18 protein-coding genes are annotated in these 19,125 nt (G+C 50.2%); 6 read left to right on the top strand and 12 right to left on the bottom strand.

The annotated features are described in order from the left end of the window. The first annotated feature begins 5 nt into the window (after positions 1-5). The 4 genes from rfbA (at position 6) to ACSSVF_RS11545 (ending at position 2,882) form a co-directional block, all read left to right on the top strand. Positions 6-893 (top strand): glucose-1-phosphate thymidylyltransferase RfbA, encoded by an 888-nt coding sequence (gene rfbA / locus ACSSVF_RS11560; RefSeq protein ID WP_442586401.1) that lies wholly within the window; start codon positions 6-8, stop codon positions 891-893. After that, entirely contained in the window at positions 893-1,435 is a 543-nt protein-coding gene (gene rfbC, locus ACSSVF_RS11555; protein WP_442586402.1) for a dTDP-4-dehydrorhamnose 3,5-epimerase, read from the top strand. The genes rfbA and rfbC overlap by 1 nt, the downstream gene beginning before the upstream one ends. A gap of 387 nt (positions 1,436-1,822) precedes the next feature. After that, positions 1,823-2,323 carry an FxDxF family PEP-CTERM protein gene (locus ACSSVF_RS11550; protein WP_442586403.1) on the top strand — a complete coding sequence of 167 codons (501 nt, stop codon included), beginning with the start codon at positions 1,823-1,825 and terminating at the stop codon, positions 2,321-2,323. Positions 2,324-2,402: 79 nt separating this feature from the next. Beyond that, positions 2,403-2,882 (top strand): FxDxF family PEP-CTERM protein, encoded by a 480-nt coding sequence (locus ACSSVF_RS11545; RefSeq protein ID WP_442586404.1) that lies wholly within the window; start codon positions 2,403-2,405, stop codon positions 2,880-2,882. Between the two features lie 67 nt (positions 2,883-2,949). Here ACSSVF_RS11545 and dapC read toward each other — a convergent pair whose 3' ends face one another. Next, a complete protein-coding gene (gene dapC / locus ACSSVF_RS11540) occupies positions 2,950-4,140 on the bottom strand; it encodes a succinyldiaminopimelate transaminase (protein WP_492403604.1) in 1,191 nt (396 codons plus the stop codon). 15 nt (positions 4,141-4,155) lie between these two features. Here dapC and ACSSVF_RS11535 point away from each other — a divergent pair, with 15 nt between their 5' ends. Continuing rightward, positions 4,156-5,058, top strand: a complete 903-nt coding sequence (locus ACSSVF_RS11535) for a DMT family transporter (protein WP_442586406.1) — start codon at positions 4,156-4,158, stop codon at positions 5,056-5,058. A 4-nt stretch (positions 5,059-5,062) separates the two neighbouring features. Here ACSSVF_RS11535 and ACSSVF_RS11530 read toward each other — a convergent pair whose 3' ends face one another. From ACSSVF_RS11530 to ACSSVF_RS11480, 11 genes are all read right to left on the bottom strand, one after another. Then, the gene (locus ACSSVF_RS11530; protein WP_492403602.1) at positions 5,063-6,835 is read right to left on the bottom strand and encodes an O-linked N-acetylglucosamine transferase, SPINDLY family protein; all 1,773 of its coding nucleotides are present in this window, start codon (positions 6,833-6,835) and stop codon (positions 5,063-5,065) included. Continuing rightward, a complete protein-coding gene (gene mnmC, locus ACSSVF_RS11525) occupies positions 6,832-8,784 on the bottom strand; it encodes a bifunctional tRNA (5-methylaminomethyl-2-thiouridine)(34)-methyltransferase MnmC2/FAD-dependent 5-carboxymethylaminomethyl-2-thiouridine(34) oxidoreductase MnmC1 (protein ID WP_492403600.1) in 1,953 nt (650 codons plus the stop codon). Before mnmC ends, ACSSVF_RS11530 begins: the two co-directional genes overlap by 4 nt. 45 nt (positions 8,785-8,829) lie before the next feature. Then, complete coding sequence (locus tag ACSSVF_RS11520) at positions 8,830-10,119, bottom strand: class I SAM-dependent methyltransferase (RefSeq protein ID WP_492403599.1); 1,290 nt, start codon at positions 10,117-10,119, stop codon at positions 8,830-8,832. 5 nt (positions 10,120-10,124) lie between these two features. Next, entirely contained in the window at positions 10,125-10,949 is an 825-nt protein-coding gene (locus ACSSVF_RS11515) for a DUF1365 domain-containing protein (protein ID WP_492403598.1), read from the bottom strand. Further along, positions 10,946-12,208 (bottom strand): NAD(P)/FAD-dependent oxidoreductase, encoded by a 1,263-nt coding sequence (locus ACSSVF_RS11510; protein ID WP_442586952.1) that lies wholly within the window; start codon positions 12,206-12,208, stop codon positions 10,946-10,948. Before ACSSVF_RS11510 ends, ACSSVF_RS11515 begins: the two co-directional genes overlap by 4 nt. A gap of 8 nt (positions 12,209-12,216) precedes the next feature. Next, a complete protein-coding gene (locus tag ACSSVF_RS11505) occupies positions 12,217-13,158 on the bottom strand; it encodes an acyl-CoA desaturase (RefSeq protein WP_442586953.1) in 942 nt (313 codons plus the stop codon). A gap of 106 nt (positions 13,159-13,264) precedes the next feature. Then, positions 13,265-13,789: a lipocalin family protein gene (locus tag ACSSVF_RS11500; RefSeq protein ID WP_442586411.1), complete on the bottom strand. Its 525-nt coding sequence runs from the start codon at positions 13,787-13,789 to the stop codon at positions 13,265-13,267. Positions 13,790-13,824: 35 nt separating this feature from the next. Continuing rightward, a complete protein-coding gene (locus tag ACSSVF_RS11495; protein WP_442586412.1) occupies positions 13,825-14,472 on the bottom strand; it encodes a DUF6134 family protein in 648 nt (215 codons plus the stop codon). Beyond that, complete coding sequence (locus tag ACSSVF_RS11490; RefSeq protein ID WP_442586413.1) at positions 14,462-15,238, bottom strand: DUF1295 domain-containing protein; 777 nt, start codon at positions 15,236-15,238, stop codon at positions 14,462-14,464. Before ACSSVF_RS11490 ends, ACSSVF_RS11495 begins: the two co-directional genes overlap by 11 nt. Beyond that, positions 15,235-15,708: a DUF2878 domain-containing protein gene (locus tag ACSSVF_RS11485; RefSeq protein ID WP_492403597.1), complete on the bottom strand. Its 474-nt coding sequence runs from the start codon at positions 15,706-15,708 to the stop codon at positions 15,235-15,237. Before ACSSVF_RS11485 ends, ACSSVF_RS11490 begins: the two co-directional genes overlap by 4 nt. 78 nt (positions 15,709-15,786) lie before the next feature. Continuing rightward, positions 15,787-16,830: an SAM-dependent methyltransferase gene (locus ACSSVF_RS11480; protein WP_442586415.1), complete on the bottom strand. Its 1,044-nt coding sequence runs from the start codon at positions 16,828-16,830 to the stop codon at positions 15,787-15,789. 163 nt (positions 16,831-16,993) lie between these two features. Between ACSSVF_RS11480 and ACSSVF_RS11475 the strand changes: the two genes are divergently transcribed. After that, positions 16,994-18,793, top strand: coding sequence for a pyrroloquinoline quinone-dependent dehydrogenase (locus ACSSVF_RS11475; protein ID WP_442586416.1), 1,800 nt, complete (start codon positions 16,994-16,996; stop codon positions 18,791-18,793). The last annotated feature ends 332 nt before the right edge of the window (positions 18,794-19,125 follow it).

Raw genomic sequence — 19,125 nt, 5'->3', positions numbered from 1 at the left:
GCATTATGGCAAAAAATAGAAAAGGCATTATTTTGGCGGGGGGGTCTGGCACGCGCCTGTATCCGGCCACGCAGGCGGTTTCCAAGCAATTGATCCCGGTTTATGACAAACCTATGGTCTACTACCCGCTGACGACACTGATGTTGTCCGGGGTGGCAGATATCTTGCTGATCTCTACGCCGCAAGACACGCCCAGGTTCGAGCAGTTGCTGGGCGATGGCTCGCAGTGGGGTATTAATATTCAATATGCCGTGCAGCCTTCACCCGATGGCTTGGCGCAAGCATTTATTATCGGCCAGTCCTTTATCGATAACTCACCTAGCGCCCTGGTGCTGGGCGACAATATTTTTTATGGTCACGATTTGGCGACAACGCTACAGCAAGCTAATCATTCGGAAAGCGGAGCAACGGTATTTGCTTATCCAGTCAATGATCCTGAGCGGTATGGTGTGGTTGAATTTGATCCGACAGGCAAAGCCATCAGCCTGGAGGAGAAGCCGACGCAACCAAAATCGCGTTATGCCGTGACCGGTCTGTATTTTTATGACAACCAGGTCAGTGATATTGCTGCGAATTTAAAACCCTCTCCAAGAGGCGAGCTGGAAATCACCGATGTGAATAAGCATTATCTTGCCCAACAGCAACTGAATGTCGAAGTGATGGGCCGTGGACACGCCTGGCTGGATACCGGCACACATGAATCGTTGCTGGAGGCCTCCCTGTTTATCCAAACCATAGAAAACCGGCAGGGCCTGAAAATCGCCTGTCCTGAAGAAATCGCATTCCGCATGGGGTATATCACTGCCGAAGCGTTATTAAAGCAAGCTGAGCTTTACAAAAAGAACAGCTATGGACAGTATTTGATACAGATTGTGAATGAGAAGGTGTTTTAGTGATTGCGCATCAAACTGCTATTGCCGATGTTGTTGTGTTTGAACCGAAAGTGTTTGGGGATGACAGGGGATTTTTCTACGAAAGTTTTAATGAGCACGTCTTTGCTGAAGCCACCGGATTACGCCCGCGCTTTGTACAGGATAACCATTCGAAATCGGCAAAAAACGTCTTGCGCGGCTTGCATTATCAAATACAACAGCCACAAGGCAAACTGGTGCGCGTGACGCAAGGGGCGGTATTGGATGTCGCGGTTGATTTGCGATCAAATTCGCCCACTTTTGGTCACTGGGTAGGCGAAGTTTTGAGCCATGAAAACAAAAAAATGCTGTGGGTGCCCGAAGGGTTTGCGCATGGCTTTGTCGTTTTGTCTGAAACAGCAGAGTTTTTGTACAAAACGACCGATTTTTATGCGCCGCAGCATGAGCGTTGCATACTCTGGAATGATCCCACGCTTGCCATCGATTGGCAGATAGAAACACAGCCTTTATTATCAGCGAAAGACGCGCTGGGAAGCAGCTTTGAACTGGCCGATAAGTTCTAGATATCCGGCTAGCTGTTTTCTCTGACAGTTAACCTGATTTTCTATTTATATCCCCTCGTATTTAATTACATTCAATACTATCCATTTTCATAAATATTTCACAAATCCTTGTTTTTTATACGTATAATCCGGTAGTGAGAATTGTTCTGAGTATTTTTGGGTGCACCAAATCAAACAATTTGCACCAAAATAGCCATAAAATAAATTTAAGCCATTTATTTTTACATTGAAAAAAATAAAAACAATATAAAAATCAATGCATTACCTTAAATTTAAATTGTGGAATATTTATTGCTACATGATTTAAAAAAACAATATAAAAAGCAGTTGATAAACGGTGGTCCAACCGGGCAATTAAAACCGTTTATGCTGAGTCGAGGAGTAGTGATGAAAAAACTAAAAAATTTAGCGCTTTGCTTGTTTTTTTCGGTGTTTGCCGCAAGCGCGAATGCTGAAGCGATTGATTTCAACTACGGTGTTGTGAACTTAGATGTGAATCCTAGCGTGGGTTCATTTGAGCATTTCTATACCTTTGAGTTGTTTGGTTTAAGTCGTATTGACTACAGCATCTCTAAAATCTTCAAGGATTTCAGTCTTGGCGAAAACCAGGAAGCCATCGTTATTTATGACTTTCAGGATGACCTTGCTGGATTCAATTTCGGTTTATATGATGAAGATGGTGCCCTGGTGACGGATTCTTCATCTCTATCTGCCGGCGAATATACGTTCAAAATAGCTGGCATCGCAACCGGATTATACGGCGGTCATTACAATTTCACTGCGAACGCTATTTCACTGCCAGTGCCTGAACCAGAGATGTCTGTGCTGTTTTTGTTGGGTTTGTCCATGATTGGGTGGGTCTCACTACGTAGGTCGCATTATTCATAATAAGCATTTGTATTAAGCAATTGTTTTATAAGCGTTTTATAAAGAGTTTTTTTAATAATTTTTTAATTGAGGAGAAGATATGAAAGTATCTACATTTGTAAATGCATTTGCCCTGGCATCTGCATTAGCCTTTTCGGGCGCGGCATCTGCAACAACGACAACGTTTAGCGGTCATGATGTCATTGGTATAACAGAAGCCAGAACTGAGAAAATTGACATCTCCTATTTGGGTGGCAGTTTCAATCTGACTGGTGTGCTGGATCCTGTTTTCACCGTTCTTAATGGTGCGAATACTGGCCTGTTTTTTGGCGCTACATTAGAAGTTGATGGTGATGAGTTGTTCACCTGGGCGCCACAAAGCATTTTCAATTTGAGCAGATTTACTTTCAGTGCTTCTAACCTGGCTGCTGGTAACTACACATTGAAATTCAACTTGCTTGGCGGTGGTGATTACACTGGTAGCTATACAATCACTGCAGTACCAGAGCCAGAAACCAATGCATTGATGTTGGTTGGTTTGGGTCTGATTGGTTTTATCGCTCGTAGAAAATCTGCTTAATTTTTTCTAGCAGTAAAAAAAGCCGGTATGCGTAAGCATCCGGCTTTTTTGTTTTTGAGTGTTGGTTTTATTTCAGGTGTTCAACAATACGGTGTGCGGCTGCAATGGTTTCTTCAGTGGAGGCCACTAATGCCATCCGGATAAAGCCTGCGCCTGGGTTGATGCCGTGTGCTTCACGCGCCAGGAAAGAACCGGGCAATACCGTGATATTCAAGTCTCTATAGAGTTGTATGGCAACAGCCGTGTCATCTTTTTGCGTGTTGATCCACAAGTAAAATGCCGCATCAGGCAGCTGTGTGTGTGACCAGACCTGCTTGAGTAAGGGCGTGACCGTATTGAATTTCTCGCTATACAGGCTGCGATTCTGTTTCACATGCGCTTCATCATTCCACGCCACGATACTGGCGGCCTGTACGGCAGGGTTCATGGCACAACCGTGGTAAGTGCGATAGAGCGCAAACTTTTCAACGATGGTAGCATCGCCTGCGACAAAGCCGGAGCGCATGCCAGGCACGTTGGAGCGTTTGGACAACGAGCTGAACATGACCACACGGCTAAAATCACGTCCTAACTGATGGGCGGCTTGCAAAGCACCCACAGGCGGATTCAGTTCATCAAAGTAAATCTCCGAATAGCATTCATCAGAAGCAATCACAAATCCATACCGGTCAGATAACTCAAACAGGGTTTTCCAGGCTTGTAGATCCATCACTTTGCCGGAAGGATTGCCTGGGCTGCAAACAAACACTAATTGAGTGCGCTTGAGTATCTCCACCGGCACTTGCGACAGGTCCATGACATAGTCATTTTCCGGGGTGGTGTTGATAAAGTAGGGCGTCGCGCCTGCCAGAAAAGCGGCGCCTTCATAGATCTGGTAAAAAGGGTTGGGCGAGATGACCACGGGTTGCGCAGACACGCTGGTGTCCACCACGGCTTGCGCAAAAGCAAATAGGGCCTCACGGCTACCATTGACTGGCAAAATAGCTTTATCGATATTGAGTGCCGGGATCTGATAACGCCGCTGCAACCACTCGTTGATGGCTACACGCAAGGCGGGTACCCCGATTGTGGTAGGATAGCTGGCTAGCCCGGCCAGATTCTCCCTCAATGCCTGGGTAATGATTTCAGGTGTCGCATGCTTGGGCTCGCCTATGGACAAGTTGACAGGCGCAAAGTCAGGATTCGGCGTTATCCCCTCAAACAAGTCACGCAAACGCTGAAAAGGGTAGGGCTGGAGTAAATTTAAATGTGGATTCATAGGGTTGTATTATAAGTGAGCCTTGCGCATAAACAAAAAGCCCATCAGCAAAAATATTTTGCCCTGGCAGCACTGATTTACGGTGCAATCAGCTGGGGACTCATCTGGTACCCGTACCGACTACTGAATGACAGTGAAATTGCTGGCGTGCAATCGAGTGTGATGAGTTTCTGGCTGGCATTGCTGATAGGCGGGCTGCTGTTCTGGCGCCGCTATCCACATATCGCCAAAGTGCCAGCATCTGCTTACTGGCTGAGCCTTGTCGCCGGATGGACCAACCTGGCCTATGTGCTCGCCATCATAGATGGTGAAGTCATGCGGGTCATGTTGTTGTTTTACCTGTCGCCGCTATGGACATTATTACTGGCACGCATCTGGCTGCATGAGCGTTGGCAGCGCCCGCAACTGCTAGCCATCGCATTATCCCTTGTCGGGGCAGAGCTGATGCTGACAGACGGCCAATGGGGGCTGCCGTGGCCGCAATCTACTTCAGACTGGCTGGCTTTATCGGCGGGCATAGGCTTCTCGATCACCAATGTGATTACACGATTCTCCACCCATCTCACCGTTGCTACTAAATCCATGTTGGTCTGGCTGGGGGTATTTTCTTTATCGGTGATCGTCCTGCTGTGGCAGGAGGGGCTGGCTGGCTTTGCCATGCTGCGCTCAGTGAGCATCAGCGACATGAGCTTGTTACTGATCATCGCGCTGATGATCACATCAGCGACCTTATTGGTGCAATATGGCGTCACCAAGATCCCGGCCATTCAGGCTTCTGTTTTATTTATGTTTGAGCTGATTGTGGCGGCGGTCGCTGCTTATTTCCTGGCCAACGAAACCATGTCGCTGATAGAGATGTTCGGCGGCTTGTGCATTGTGGCTGCCGGATTATTGTCGGTGTGGTATAGCAACGAGTAGGGCGTTATTGCAATAACTGGCGATAAACCTGCTCGAGCTGCTGGCAAAAAGTCAGCGGATCAAATAGCATCTTCGCCTGTTGTTTCACTTTTATTTGCAGCGCCTGTAATGCCGCCGGGGCATTCGCCAGTGCAATCGCCTGTTTTTCCAGCTGCGCCCAATCATCACAAATACATTCCGCCAAGCCAATATGCTTTAAAAGACTGGCGCTCACACGGGCCGGAAACGTCTCACCAGCCACGGTTAATAAGGGAATGCCTTGCCATAAGGCGTCGCTGGCGGTGGTGTGTGCATTGTAAGGGCTAGTGTCCAGCATCAGGTCTGCATGTTGCTGGCGGGCAATATGTTGACTAACACTGGTACGTGGCGCAAAGATCAGCCGCTCTGGCTGTACGCCTGCCAGCTGTGCCGCCTGTTTGAGGTGGCTGGTGGCCCATGGATTACATGCTTGCAACCACAATACGCTATCCGGCACTTGCTGCAATATGCGCATCCAGCAGGCAAACACGTCGGCGGTGATTTTAAAGCTCTGGTTAAAGCTGCAAAACACAAATCCACGCTCAGGCAACCCATGTTGCGCGCGCGTGCCAGCCTCGGCTTGCGGGCGTTGCGCATTGTTAGGCTGGTAACAAGGCAGGGGGATAGTGCGCTCAGAAAACTGAGCTTGCTGCACAGTCTCATCCACCAGGATGACATCAAACAAGGAGTTGCCATTGACCTCGCCCATACTGCCCGGATACCCCAGCCAGTTGATATGGCAGCGCGCAGGGCGGTAAGCCGCCACACCACTGCGGCTGTTTTGCGTAAACCCTGTCAGGTCTATCAGGTAATCAATATCAGCGGCCCGTATATGCGCGGCCACCGCTGCATCATTCAGGGCCGCAATCTCAATCCAGTGGTCTGCCGCTGACATAAAAGCCTCGCGCTCGCTTGATCCATCATCCCTGGCCTGGCTATATAGGCTTACCTCAAAGCGGCTGCGATCGTGAGCGGCAATCACATCGGTGACCAGGTAGGCCAACGGATGTTGACGAAAATCTGAAGAAATATAGGCTAGCCTGATTTTCTGGTCTTGGCGGCGGGCAGCTGGCACGGGTAACGGCTGGATATGCCCGTAATGTTGCTGCGCCCACACACTCGCACATTGCAGTTGCTCTGCACTGCTAGTGCCAGGCATGGCGAGAAACGCAAACGGAGGAATCTGCGCTTGTGGCCGTTGTTTTAAAGCTGTGCGTACTTCATCAATGGCGTGGTCTATGCCTTGCCAGTCGGCCATATGCTGCTTCTGGTGTATCCAGTGCACTTTGGCATGCAGTAATTGCGGATTCTGTTTAAGCGCTTGCGCATATGCGGCCACCGCCAGATCAAGTTGCCCGGTTTCCCTGTAGGCATTACCCACATTGTTATGGGTTTCTGCATCCGCCGGATCCAGTGCTAATGCCTGCTGGAAATGCTGTATGGCTAGGCTATTCAAGCCCAGTTTGCGCAAGCTGTTTGCCAGGTTAAAGTGCACATCCGCTTGCTGGTTATCTTGTTGTAACGATTGCTTGAAGTAATCGGCGGCCAATTCTTCATCACCACGCTGGCTGGCCGTATTGCCGAGTTGCATCAAAATTTGCGGGTGGCCGGGAGCCAACTGCAGTGCCTGGGCAAAGGATCGCTGTGCGAGTTCGGCTTGTTTCAGTGCCAGGTAACAGCGACCCAGCTCGTAATGCAAGGCCGGATCCTGCGGTGCACGCCCCAATTGCTGCTGTAAGCGCTGGATTTCTGGCGTCATGATGTCACCTGCTCGTTAAACGGATTCAACAGCTGTTTCCACCCTAGTTGCTTAAACAGGTGACGTTGCGGATGCAGGCCTGCCCAGAAACTATCTTCAGTCAGTTGAGGCAAGGGCAAACCAACATCAAGCAGCAGGCGCCTGGCCAGTACAGCAGCGCAATAGGGCGCGGTCATCAAACCTTTGCTGCCATGCGCCACATGCACGTATAACCCTTGTGGGGCGGGCAAATCAGAAAAACCGGGGGAAGTATTTGAGGGTAGGGAAGCTATCGGGAGCAATGGCCCAACATATGGTAAATAATCCGGCGAGCCACAGCGACTTGAAGCCCGGGCAAAAGTCACTTCTGCAGATCCCGCCTGGTCAAACTGCGGGCTTAGACTGCTGATCATGTTCAAATTTGATTGGTTATCCTCTTCACGCAGGCTGGTATCCGCATCGCCTGCGGCAAACGTGGCGCCCATGGCGTGCATGCCCTGATGCAAAGGCGTCAGGTAACCATCGCCACATAAAATCGTTTTCAGCGGCTCTAAGGCCGCTTGTGTGGCTATCATGCCCATTTGCCCACGCACCGGGTTCAGCCACATACCGCTGTCAGGCAGTAATGTTGCGGCATCCGCCGCATTGGCCACAATCACGGCATCAAATCTTGCATATACCTGAGTCTCAGATTGCAACTGCCAGCCTGTGTCTTGCCTGGAGATGGACTGAATCTCCTGTTGTAGGTGCACATGTATATTGGCTTGCGCCAGCATCACCTGGCAGGCCTCGCCTGGGTTGACCCAGGCAGCTTCAGCAAAGTGCAGGCAGTCTGTTGTTAATGTCACACCCGCTAATGCCGTTGCCTGACTTGCATCTACCTGCGTGAGCAGACCTAAATCGCTGTAGCGCGCTGCCACTTTATGCACTCGCTTTTGTTCGCGTGCACTGCCGCCCAATTGCAGTAATCCGCAGGCTTTAAAGACATCTTCAGTTAGTCCCAGATTTGCATAATGACGCAAGCTAAAACTATAGCTACGTAAAGCCAGCTGGTCATTCATGGGTTTTTCTGCATTTAACCTTGGGTAGAGCATGCCGCGTGGATTACCCGATGCCCCAAGCGCCACCTTCTCCGCTCGCTCAAACACATGCACCTCGCAACCTAGCCCGGCTAAGTGCCAGGCGCTGCTGCAACCGGCGATGCCCGCGCCTATCACTGCCACTTTAGGCATTGCCGGCTGCTGCTCAATGCCGGCTGATTGCCACACGCCACTTAACATTTCGCGTTTGGCACCATAGCCAGTTTTCTTTTCAGCAATAAAACCCGCAGCCTGCAAGCCACGCCGTACAAAGCCGGCACTGGTAAAAGTAGCGAAAGTGGTGCCTTGGCGTGAGCACCTGGCCATGCAGTCAAATAACGGTGACTGCCACATTTCAGGATTCTTCGATGGCGCAAAACCGTCCAGAAACCACGCATCGGCCATCACATGCAATGCGGGAAACACTTGTGCCGCGTCGGCAATATGCAAAGTCAGACTTGTGGAAAACGCTGGCAACTCCAACTGATTGATACCTGGCTGCAGCAGTCGATATTGCTGGCACAACGCCTGGCTAAGCTCGGCCAGTTCCGGAAAATGTGCATGTGCCTGCTGTAAATCCTGCAGGGTAAACGGGGCGATTTCAATACTAAGAAAATGTAAATGCGCTGAAGCTGGCGCATGTTTCCTCCACAGTTGCAAAGCAGCCAGAAAGTTCAGGCCGCTGCCGAAACCGGTTTCGACAATCACAAAATGACTGGGCTGATCAGGCGGCAGCGCCTGCCAGCGTTGCTGTAAATCATTATGCTGCAGAAAAACATGCCGGGTCTCAGCCAGCCCATGCTGTGGCTGATCCGGGCTGGCAGAAAAATAAATATCATTAAATTGAGTAGAGTAGGGCAGGCCCTCGCGCCACTCCAGTGCTGCGTGCATAGTCATAGGCTGGCAATTTTATCATGCCCGCTGACTGCTGCGCGGCTACACCCTGTTAAGTGCGCGGTAGCCAGGTTTGGCCAACAGCAGATGCACATCGCCCAAGGCACACTCGGCAAAACCGCCTTCACAATAGCTCAGGTAGAAATCCCACATACGGATAAATGTATCGCTGTAGCCTAACTGCCTGACCGCATCGATATTGGCAAAGAAGTTTTCCCGCCACAAGCGCAAAGTGGTCGCGTAATGCAAGCCGATATCCTGTAAATCCACCAGGCGTAAATCACTAGCGCGCGTCATGCTGGTAAGCATGGCGGTATTGGAGGGGATATTCGAGCCAGGAAAGATGTAGCGCTGGATAAAATCTACCGAACGAATGGCACTGTCGTAGCGCTGATCACTGATGGTAATCGCCTGTATCAGCGCCACGCCGTCAGATTTAAGCAACTGACTGACTTTTTTGAAATAGGTATCGTAAAACTGGTGGCCAACCGCTTCTATCATTTCAATCGATACCAGCTTGTCATACTGGCCTTGCAGGTGGCGGTAATCCTGCTTCAGCAAGACGATTTTGTCTTGCAGGCCTGCCGCTGCCACGCGCTCTTTTGCCAATGCAAACTGCTGTTCAGAGATTGTCGTCGTGGTGACATGGCAGCCGTAGTGTTTAGCAGCGTAGATAGCAAAACCGCCCCAGCCAGTGCCTATCTCAATGACGCGGTCTGTCGCAGACAGCTGCAATTTCTCACAAATCAGCTGTAACTTGCGCTCTGAAGCCGCTTGCAGACTGCCAGTATCAGCCTTGGCTGGATCATCGAATATCGCCGATGAATACATCATGGTCGGGTCCAGGAACAACTTGAACAAGTCATTGCCCAGGTCATAGTGCGAGGCGATATTTTTCTGGCTGCCGGCTTCACTATTACTGTTAAGCCAATGGAAAATTTTGAGGATAGGTTTACTCAAATACTGGTAACCGCCCTCCAGCGTGTCCATCACAGACTGATTGAGTACCATCAGGCGCACTACATTGGTCAGGGAATCCGCCTGCCAATAGCCCAGCATATAAGCCTCACCGGCACCTATACTGCCGCCAAAGGCGATTTCGCCATAAAAACGTGGGTCATGCACGGTAATGGTGGCTGAAGTCGCTATCGCGCCCGCATCGCCAAACTCATGGCGCTCGTGGCCATCGATCACTGTCAGCCGACCTGATTTCAGGCTGGCCAGGCGTTTCAGTACCTGGGCTTTAGCCAATTTCGCGACCCACTTGGCACGGCTTTTTGACTTTAAAGGTTTGGTCAGGGTATCTGCTGGTAGCGTTTTTACAGTAGGCATTGGATTCATGATTCATCACCAGGGTTGGCGTATGGTTTTGGGTGAGCATAAAAAGGGATTCTTTTGAGCCATAGGCGCAGGGCTTGCCAGTAAATGGCAACAATGACTTTCAAGGTCATCCACGGGTAACCAAACAGCATGCGATTCAGGCTACTGGCCCGCCAGGGTTGCCGCTGCAGCTTCAAGGTGGCAAAAAACATGGCTTGCTCCTGCCGCCAGCTTTGCATATGCACACTAAGCGTGTCAGCGGGCGCTGAAAACTGCCATTGGTAGTCTATATCCATAGGCATGAAAGGGGAGACGTGAAAGTCTTTGTCTAGTTTGAATAACAATTCTTTTGCCTGCTTGACTTCATGCACATAGGCAAATTGCTCTTTCCAGGGTGTATTGGTGATATGGCTGACGATGGCCTGCAATTCACCCTGGCTATCATGGCAGTAGTAAAAACTGACCGGGTTAAAGCATATACCCCAGTAGCGACAATGGGTGAGCAAGCCTATGCGGCCTGCCGGACGATGACCGGTGTGTGTTTCCACCAGGTCACGCACGCATTGATCCAAAGGCTGGTCAGGCGGCCCCAGGTAATCTTGCCGTCTGAAGTAAGCACAATTTGGTTTAAGATAAGACCATAACTTATTATTTTTAAATAAATAAGGAAGTTCTTCCAGATCGAGATAAAGCATGAAAAGCTGGTAGCGAAAGCCATGCGTTTTCGGCTGCAAGCGTTGATGACTGATCCAGCCTGTATAAATAGCGCTATGTAACTTTTCACCTGAGACTGTCTCGCCCGGCATTTTTTGATTGACGATAGAAGGTGCGCTATCAATCATAAAACTGCTGCCTGGAAGTGCTGGATAGCGGCCAGTGCACTGACCACGCCGTCTTCATGAAAGCCATTTTTCCAGTATGCGCCGGCAAAACCCGTGCGGTGATGGCCACTGATTTCTGCATGCCTTAACTGTGCTTGCGCACCTGCCAGCGTGAATAGCGGGTGCCGATAATGCAGTTTCTTGATGACTTTGGCCGCATCAATCGCGGCGGTGTAGTTGAGTGTGACAAGCAAGGGTTGCGCCGAGCGTATGCCTTGCAGGATATTCATATTGTAGGTGACTTGCACTTTGCCAGGCGCTTGCGAATTATTAGCCGCCTGGGCGGTGACATGATAATTCCACGCCGCCCAGGCCAGTCTGCGTTTGGGCATTAAGGTCGCGTCCGTGTGCAGAAAGACCGTGTTGTCCTGATAGGGGATGGCACCCAGTATTTCCTGTTCTGCTGCCGTGGCTTCAGTGGCCAGGATACGCAAGGCCTGATCGCTGTGACAAGCAAAAAAGACATAATCAAACCGCTGCTTGCCCTGTGCTGTGGTGAGGGTGACACCATCGACATCCCTATGCACGGCGGTGACCGGGCAGTTCAGTTGTATGCGCTGGCGATAGCCAGCAGTGATTTTCTCCAGGTAATTGGCCGAGCCGCCTTTAATCGTGCGCCATTGCGGCCTATCGTTGATGCTTAGCATGCCATGATGATGAAAAAATCGCACAAAAAAGCGGGCAGGGAAGTTCAGCATCTGCTCGGCATCGGTAGACCAGATGGCGGCACCCATAGGGACAATATAGTCGCGTACAAACTGCGGTGAGTAGCCGTTCTGTGCTAAATATTCGCCCAACGTGATTTCATTGCCGGGCGCCAGCAATGCCAGTGCCTGTTTGTTAAAGCGCATAATGTCGCGGATCATGCGGTAAAAGGCAGGGGAGAGAAAATTTCGCCTTTGCGCGAACAGGCTGTTGATAGAAGTACCGTTGTATTCCAGCCCGGTGACTTCGTTGCGCACACTAAAGCTCATGTCACTGTCGCGCCAGGCGACACCCGTGGTGCGTAGCATACGCTCAAACTCGGGGTAGGTTTTATCGTTAAACACAATAAAGCCGGTGTCTACAAGATGGGTTTCGCCGGCGATGCTGACCTGATGGGTATGCGTGTGGCCACCAATATAGTCGTTGGCTTCAAATACTGTGACCTGGTGTTGTTGATGCAGATGGTAGGCCAGTGTATTACCGGCAATGCCACTGCCGATAATGGCGATATTCAAGGCCATGCTTAATGCCCCTCGTTTGCATGCTGGTTGCGAATTTCCAGCGGCACTTGCTTGAGATTCCAGATCAGGCCAAGGGCGGCCAATACTTTCAGCCCATAATAAGTGAAATCGACCTCCCACCAGTAAAAACCCTGTTTCGCCGTGCCTGGATAGTGATGGTGATTGTTATGCCATCCCTCACCGAGTGTGAAGATGGCAATCAGCCAGTTATTACGGCTTTGGTCGCGCGTGGCATAACGCCGGCTGCCCCAGACATGCGCCAGTGAATTGATGCAAAAAGTCGCGTGGTAGAGGGCGATGGTGGAAAGCACGAAACCCCATACCAATAACTGCCAGCCATTGGTGTGTAAGCCCGGCGCATAAGCGTTGAGCAATTCACCCAGGCCATAGATGGCGGCAGCGAGTGCAATAGGCACCAGGCTGTCAAACCTGTCCAGCCAGCAGAGTTCACGGAAGCGTGTCAGCTCGCGCACGCGCTCAAGCTGAGTTTTAAAGTTGGCGTGGCTCAAAAACCAGCCTAAGTGGCTCCACAGAAAACCATGCTGGTGCGGCGAATGAATGTCTTGCGGTTGGTCGGCATGTACATGATGGCTGCGATGATGCGACGCCCACCAGAGTGGTCCGCGCTGCACTGCGGTGGCACCAATCAAGGCAAAGACAAATTGCCCGGCACGTGAGGTTTGAAAGGTTTTATGGGCGAAATAACGATGATAAAAGCCTGTGATGGCAAACATGCGCAACACATACATGAGCACTGCGAACCCTACCGCAAATGCGCTCCAGCCGACCCAGAACAAAGCGATCAGCGCGATATGCAGCGCGACAAATGGCAATACCCGCCACCAGTCTATGCTTTCTGAGGTGGCACTGGCCGGCGCCTGGTAATGTCGATTATCCAGCCAGCCGATTAACCGCCAGAGTAACCCGGAAACGCGCTGCTGCATCTTACCTATTTTCTGAATCACTTGCGTCTCTCATTCACTTGGGTTTTTCATGCATGGGCAGGCTTGGTTTATTCGGCAGATTCATGCACAGACTCGCGCATCTGCTTTAAAGGGGCTGTTTTAATGGTGGTTGAACATTCAGGTGCGGAAAGATTTCCAGCTTGCTGATGTCGTATCCCATGGCTTTTATTTTTGCGACATGTTTGTCAAACGTGGCCTGGTCCATCGAAGGCTGCCGCGACATCAACCAGACATAATCACGTTTGTTCCTGGCAATAATCGTGTGTTGCGCGTCATCGCTGAGATACGCGATCAGGTATTCAGACTTGAACGGCCACAAGAATTGCATTTTCCATTCGGCGTTGCCCGTGTTGGGTACCACGAAACCAGTCGGGTGGTACTCTTTTAACTTGCCATCAAACCCACCTTTGTTGAAAGTGAACGTGGTGGCAATCGTGCCGTCCGCATTTCTGTCATAGTGTTCGACAGGGTTGTACGGGTCACTCTCCATAAAAGTTGGAATAGCCGCAATCACATACCAGTCACCCATAAAGCGGTCTACATCCACCTGGGTCACAGTCTGGATAGGCGGCAAATTCTGGCAAGCGGTGAGACCGAATATCGTCATCATACAAATCACTTTAATTAAAATTTTTAACATATTGATTAAATGAGCTTATAAATTATTTTATAACCTTCTGGCGTCACCGATTCTAACGCCACCCAATCTTGTTGCTGGTCATACCATAATGTGATGTTTAGCTTGTCTTTGCCTTTATAGCGGCCGCGCAGATGATATTGGTGGGCAGGCGTGTCCTGGCCTTTGACCATGATAGGTTTAACGCCATCGTCACTCACTGTCACATCCAGGTATTCGGCATTTTGCGGGTTGAGCAAGCGCGTTTGTTTGAGAATAGCGGGGTTCCAGTAAGCAAAAGTCATGATGCACGCAGGTAATGTTTGTTGCTCAGCATTTTTACCCTCTTGTTTATCAATAACGAATTGCCTATCCTTTAGTAGCCCATTGACATCGGTGACTGTTTTGTTTTCTTCAGTATGCGATTTCAGGCTGTTTAAACATGCGTCTTGCCAGGCTTCATCCGCCTGGTGCCGGTAGCGATAGGCATTGATAAACAAGACTTTGACATCGAAACTGGCGCGGCTCTGCAACTGCTGGTTGTTGAGCGAAAAGGTATGGGTGCCTATTTTCTGTTTGTCCAGCCACACCTCAAAAGACCAGTCTTTTGCCTGTGCTACAGGCAGCAGGCCTAGCCATAAAGCCACTAGCCCCAGCGCTTGACCTTTACGATTCATGCGTCTGTCCAGCTTTCGGGATGCCTGGAATAAAAGCATTGGTGTTTTTGACATATTCCGCATAACCGGGGCGCCGGCTATGGATGGTCTTTTCCATTAGGCTGACACCACTGACTTTCAACAGCAGAATAGTCATGATGATGGGTGATAGCCATACCCAATGATCACCAGTCGCGGCGCCAAATAAGGCGAAGCCCCACCAGATCAGGCACTCGCCAAAATAGTTGGGGTGGCGGCTATAACGCCAAAGCCCGGTATTAAGTACTTTGCTGTCGTCGCCTGGCTGATTGCGAAAGCGTGTTAGCTGCCAGTCTGCGACCACTTCCCAGTAAAATCCGAGGGCGAACAACAATGCACCGGCCCAATCCAGCCACTGCAAAGGCGCCTGGCTGGTCACTGCAGCATACAGTGGATAAGAAATCACCCAGGCCAGTAAAGCCTGCAAGCCAAAAATAATGTAGACGCTTTTAAACCAGAAATGCGGTTCATTATTGTTGCGTATAGTGTCGTAGCGGTGATCTTCCTTACCCCAGTTACGCAAAGTGAGGAAAATACTCAGCCGCAATGCCCACAATGTCACTAACGCCAGCACCAGGCAGCCGCGGGCTGATAGATCATAGAGAAAAATCGCGCTGATATACGCTGTGATCGCCATAAACAGGCTCCACATGCTATCGACATGGCTGTAATGATGCGTGGCAAAACTCAGCAGCCAGCCACTCAAGGCAAACATCAGTATCGCGATCAATGCGTAGGTATAAATCATGTGTGCCTTATGTTTGCAGTGTGATTAAACGCATGGCGGACCCAAAGCAACAGTGGCATGGCAATGGCCCATTCCAGCGCCACCCAGGCCAGGCTAGCAATCGGGGAGGGGAGCTTTACCACGCCTAATTGCACGGCGCCCAGATAAGCCAGCGGGCCAAAAATAGCGCCGAGCACGGCGGCTAGCACAAGTTTGCGCTGTAACCAGCGCATGCTGACATTCAGGGTGGTGGCAAATGCCAGCCATAAGGCCACCATCCACAATGGAATGTGACTTATCCATGCATGGTGGTATTCAAAAGCAACCCAGCCCATGGTATAACCGATTTGGTCCAATATGCAACCCAACATGGCTGCGATGAAGATAGGCAAAACCTGTTGCCAGCGTTCTATCCATTGCAAATGGGCTGCAGTGAAGAGCACAACGGCGACAAATACAGTCAGCGTCAATCCCGGTTTGGCGGAAAGCACGCATGCCCACCAAAGCAACTGGAAAGCAATAAAATTAAATATAATCAATTTATTAGAGGGCATATTTGATATTTAAGTTTATTTTTTGGCAAATAAATAATGGCTGACCCACCAGGTTTGCCCATGGTTGTAGCCAAACAGTTCGGCACAGGCCATGAAAAAAATGCGCCAGCGCTGGCGCCAGATCTCGGCATCAGCTTTACCGTAGATGCCTTGCAACACTGGTGTCAGCGCTGCGTGATTCTGATCCATGTTCTCCAGCCAGGCATTGGCGGTTTTCTCATAATGGCTGCCGCTCCAGCGCCATTTTTCAATGATTTTTAAATCATCTTGAAAGTACAGTGGCAAATCATCACTAGGCATCATGCCGCCACTGAAGAAATACTGACTCATCCAGTCATCATCTGCTTTGACATCAAATGCGTACGCGGCGTGGCGATGGACAAAAATATGCTTGAAAAACAGCCCATCCGCTTTTAGCCAGCGCGCCACTTTGGCATACAGCACCTGGTAATTACGCATGTGTTCGAACATCTCTACCGATACAATCCGGTCAAAGGTCTGCTCGGTATCAAACACATTCATATCTGCGGTAATGATATTGACGTTGGCCAGGCCGAGCAGGCTGGCCTGCTGCAAGATATAGTCACGTTGCGAAGCTGAGTTAGATACGCCGGTAATCGTGGCATTCGGGTAGTGGCGGGCCATCCACAAGGTCAAAGAGCCCCAGCCGCAACCGAGCTCCAGGATCTGCTGGCCATCTTGTATCAGGGCATGGGCGCAGGTTTGTGACAAGGCCAGCTGTTCGGCTTCATCTAGTGTTCCGGTCTCTACATGCCAGTAACAACTGCTGTATTTACGGTGGGCGCCCAGGCAATACTGGTAAAAAGCCGCTGGGATTTCATAATGCTGCGCATTGGCTTTTTCAGGTAATGGCGCAATGTCTGAGGTTTGCATCTGTTCGATGAATTGAATCAGGGCTGATTGTGCGCTTTCGCAATCGTTGTCCAGGATTTCATCTAATCTGGATTGGCAGAGTTTTTGTATGCCTTTGCGGATGAGTAGATCTGGTAACCAGCCTTTTTCGGCGATTTTCAGGGCAAGAGATGCAGATGAACTCATAAATATTATCGCATTAACCAATTGTTGTTTATGTCCATCATAAACTGCCTTTAGTTGCATTGTGAGAAATATATTTTATATTGTGGTGATTCAAATGGCGTCTGGACGCAAAAACACATTTCGCATGTATACTCACCTGTATAGTCCTTGGATAATTATGAATATGAATAAACCTTTCATCCGGCAATTATTTAGTTACCTGAGCCTGACGTCAGTATCATTGTTGCTGGCTTGTACGCAGGTCTCCAAACCAGACACTGCCCAATCGGCGAATGTCGATTGGGCCAGTTATGGCCGGGATCTGCAAGCGCAACGTTTTTCACCCTTGTCGCAAATCAATCAACAGAATATCAGCCAGCTTCAATCTGCCTGGACCGTCAATACCGGCGTCAAGGCGACTTTTCAGGCCACGCCTATTGTGGTCAATGGTGTGATGTATATCAGCCTGCCGTTTAACCATGTATTGGCTTTAGATGCAGCCAGCGGCAAGCAATTATGGAAATACACGCATGACCGCAAAGCCGATTGGCCGATGTGCTGTGGGCCGGCTAACCGCGGCGTTGCCGTGTCTGAAGGCAAAGTATTTATCGGCACTGTGGATGCGCGGCTCATTGCGCTGGATGCGCGTAGCGGGCAAAAGCTTTGGGATATTGATGTCGCCGCTAACCAGGTGAACACCGAACAACAAACGACGCTGAATAGCAGTGACCCGAATAAAACCAGGAAAGTCACTGGCGGCACCGGCGTTGGCATTGCCATGGCGCCCGTGGTCTACAAGCAAAAAGTCATCATAGGCATCACTGGCGTAGGTTATGGATTGCATATTGATAACCCGACCAGTGATGCGCCTTTAGGTGCCGTGATCGGTGTGACCGGGCGTTATGGCCGCCCTGGGTTCCTCGCCGCATTTGATGTGAATGACGGCCACCAGGTCTGGCAGTTTGATACGATCCCGGCCAAAGCCTGGGAGGGTAGTTTCACCACCAAAACGGCGGATGGCAGCGTATTCGAGCGGGATATCGCAGCTGAAAAAGCTGCGCTTAACGCGTATCCGGATGCGGCAAGGTTTGGTGGCGGTTCCGCCTGGAGCACGCCAGCGATTGATGCAGACACCAATACGCTTTACTTTGGCACGGGCAATCCATCGCCGCAGATGAATGATGTTTCAAGGCCAGGTGACAATCTGTATACCGTGTCACTGGTCGCGCTGGATACTGAAACCGGCCACTATAAATGGCATTACCAGCAGGTGCCACACGACTTGTGGGGCTATGATCTAGCCAGCCCGCCAGTCTTGTTTCACTACCAGCATCAGGGGAAAACGATTCCGGTAGTCGGGCAAGCCAGCAAAACGGGCTGGTTCTATGTGCACGACAGGGCAACCGGCCAGTTTCTCGCCAAATCGGAAGCCTTTGTACCGCAGCATAACCTGTTTAAAAAACCAGGCCCTGAAGGCACTGTGATTTATCCGGGCATACTAGGCGGCGCCAACTGGTCACCTGTCAGCGTAGACGAGCGCCAGCATAAAATATTTGTCGCCGCGATGCATAGCCCTATCAAATATACCGTGCATGAAACCGAGGCCAGCAGCGGTCAGAAACCGATGCGTTACGCTGCCAGTGAGCCGACTGATGATGCAAGATGGGGGCTGCTGAGCGCCATTGATAGCCAGACAGGAAAAATCGCCTGGCAGCACAAAACGCAGCAACCTCTGGTAGGTGGCGTGCTCTCTACTGCTGGCGGATTGCTTTTCTGCGGTGAAGGCAATGGTAGTTTGACGGCTTATGCCAGCAAGGACGGCAAAGCTTTGTGGCATTACCAATCTGAATATGGCGTCAATGCGCCCCCCATCACTTATCAGGTCAATGGTGAGCAATATATCGCAGTAGTAAGCGGCGGAAACTCCCTGTTTGGCTTCAAGCAGGGCGACCGCATCCTGACCTTCAAATTACCCGGAAAATAAGCGCGGCAAGCTGCCAAGGCAGCCTGCTCGCTCATGTTGTGAAGCCTGATAAGCATGCTCTGGATTAACAATTAAATATTTATAACGATAAATATTTAATTTAAGTAAAAATTAGAATTGACAGGTGACTGCCGGACGAATAAATTAGCATAAATGTATTTCAGATGTGCCCACTACTGAAAGGCCTTCACCGCAGTTGAAAACTATCCCCGATGGCAGTCATAGCGCAGCCTCATGAATATTTCGCGGTATTTGAACGTTTAGCAACACGCAATCTCAAATCGGTGTAAGAACTGTACTGATTAATCCTTGATGTGAATAACAAGAAGGGA

The organism is Methylophilus sp. E2MeOHC9, from assembly GCF_058744375.1.
The sequence above is the reverse complement of the archived record's forward strand: the minus strand, read 5'-3'. Positions and strand labels throughout refer to the sequence as shown.

What these genes read in the sequence shown, in the direction of transcription:
- dapC (WP_492403604.1), bottom strand. Translation starts at nt 4,140, where the DNA reads ATGAATCCACATTTAAATTTACTCCAGCCCTACCCTTTTCAGCGTTTG.
- ACSSVF_RS11505 (WP_442586953.1), bottom strand. Translation starts at nt 13,158, where the DNA reads ATGCAGCAGCGCGTTTCCGGGTTACTCTGGCGGTTAATCGGCTGGCTG.
- ACSSVF_RS11475 (WP_442586416.1), top strand. Translation starts at nt 16,994, where the DNA reads ATGAATAAACCTTTCATCCGGCAATTATTTAGTTACCTGAGCCTGACG.
- ACSSVF_RS11495 (WP_442586412.1), bottom strand. Translation starts at nt 14,472, where the DNA reads ATGAATCGTAAAGGTCAAGCGCTGGGGCTAGTGGCTTTATGGCTAGGC.
- ACSSVF_RS11500 (WP_442586411.1), bottom strand. Translation starts at nt 13,789, where the DNA reads ATGATGACGATATTCGGTCTCACCGCTTGCCAGAATTTGCCGCCTATC.
- ACSSVF_RS11480 (WP_442586415.1), bottom strand. Translation starts at nt 16,830, where the DNA reads ATGAGTTCATCTGCATCTCTTGCCCTGAAAATCGCCGAAAAAGGCTGG.
- ACSSVF_RS11530 (WP_492403602.1), bottom strand. Translation starts at nt 6,835, where the DNA reads ATGACGCCAGAAATCCAGCGCTTACAGCAGCAATTGGGGCGTGCACCG.
- ACSSVF_RS11545 (WP_442586404.1), top strand. Translation starts at nt 2,403, where the DNA reads ATGAAAGTATCTACATTTGTAAATGCATTTGCCCTGGCATCTGCATTA.
- ACSSVF_RS11520 (WP_492403599.1), bottom strand. Translation starts at nt 10,119, where the DNA reads ATGCCTACTGTAAAAACGCTACCAGCAGATACCCTGACCAAACCTTTA.
- rfbA (WP_442586401.1), top strand. Translation starts at nt 6, where the DNA reads ATGGCAAAAAATAGAAAAGGCATTATTTTGGCGGGGGGGTCTGGCACG.
- mnmC (WP_492403600.1), bottom strand. Translation starts at nt 8,784, where the DNA reads ATGCACGCAGCACTGGAGTGGCGCGAGGGCCTGCCCTACTCTACTCAA.
- ACSSVF_RS11490 (WP_442586413.1), bottom strand. Translation starts at nt 15,238, where the DNA reads ATGATTTATACCTACGCATTGATCGCGATACTGATGTTTGCCTTGAGT.
- ACSSVF_RS11515 (WP_492403598.1), bottom strand. Translation starts at nt 10,949, where the DNA reads ATGATTGATAGCGCACCTTCTATCGTCAATCAAAAAATGCCGGGCGAG.
- ACSSVF_RS11550 (WP_442586403.1), top strand. Translation starts at nt 1,823, where the DNA reads ATGAAAAAACTAAAAAATTTAGCGCTTTGCTTGTTTTTTTCGGTGTTT.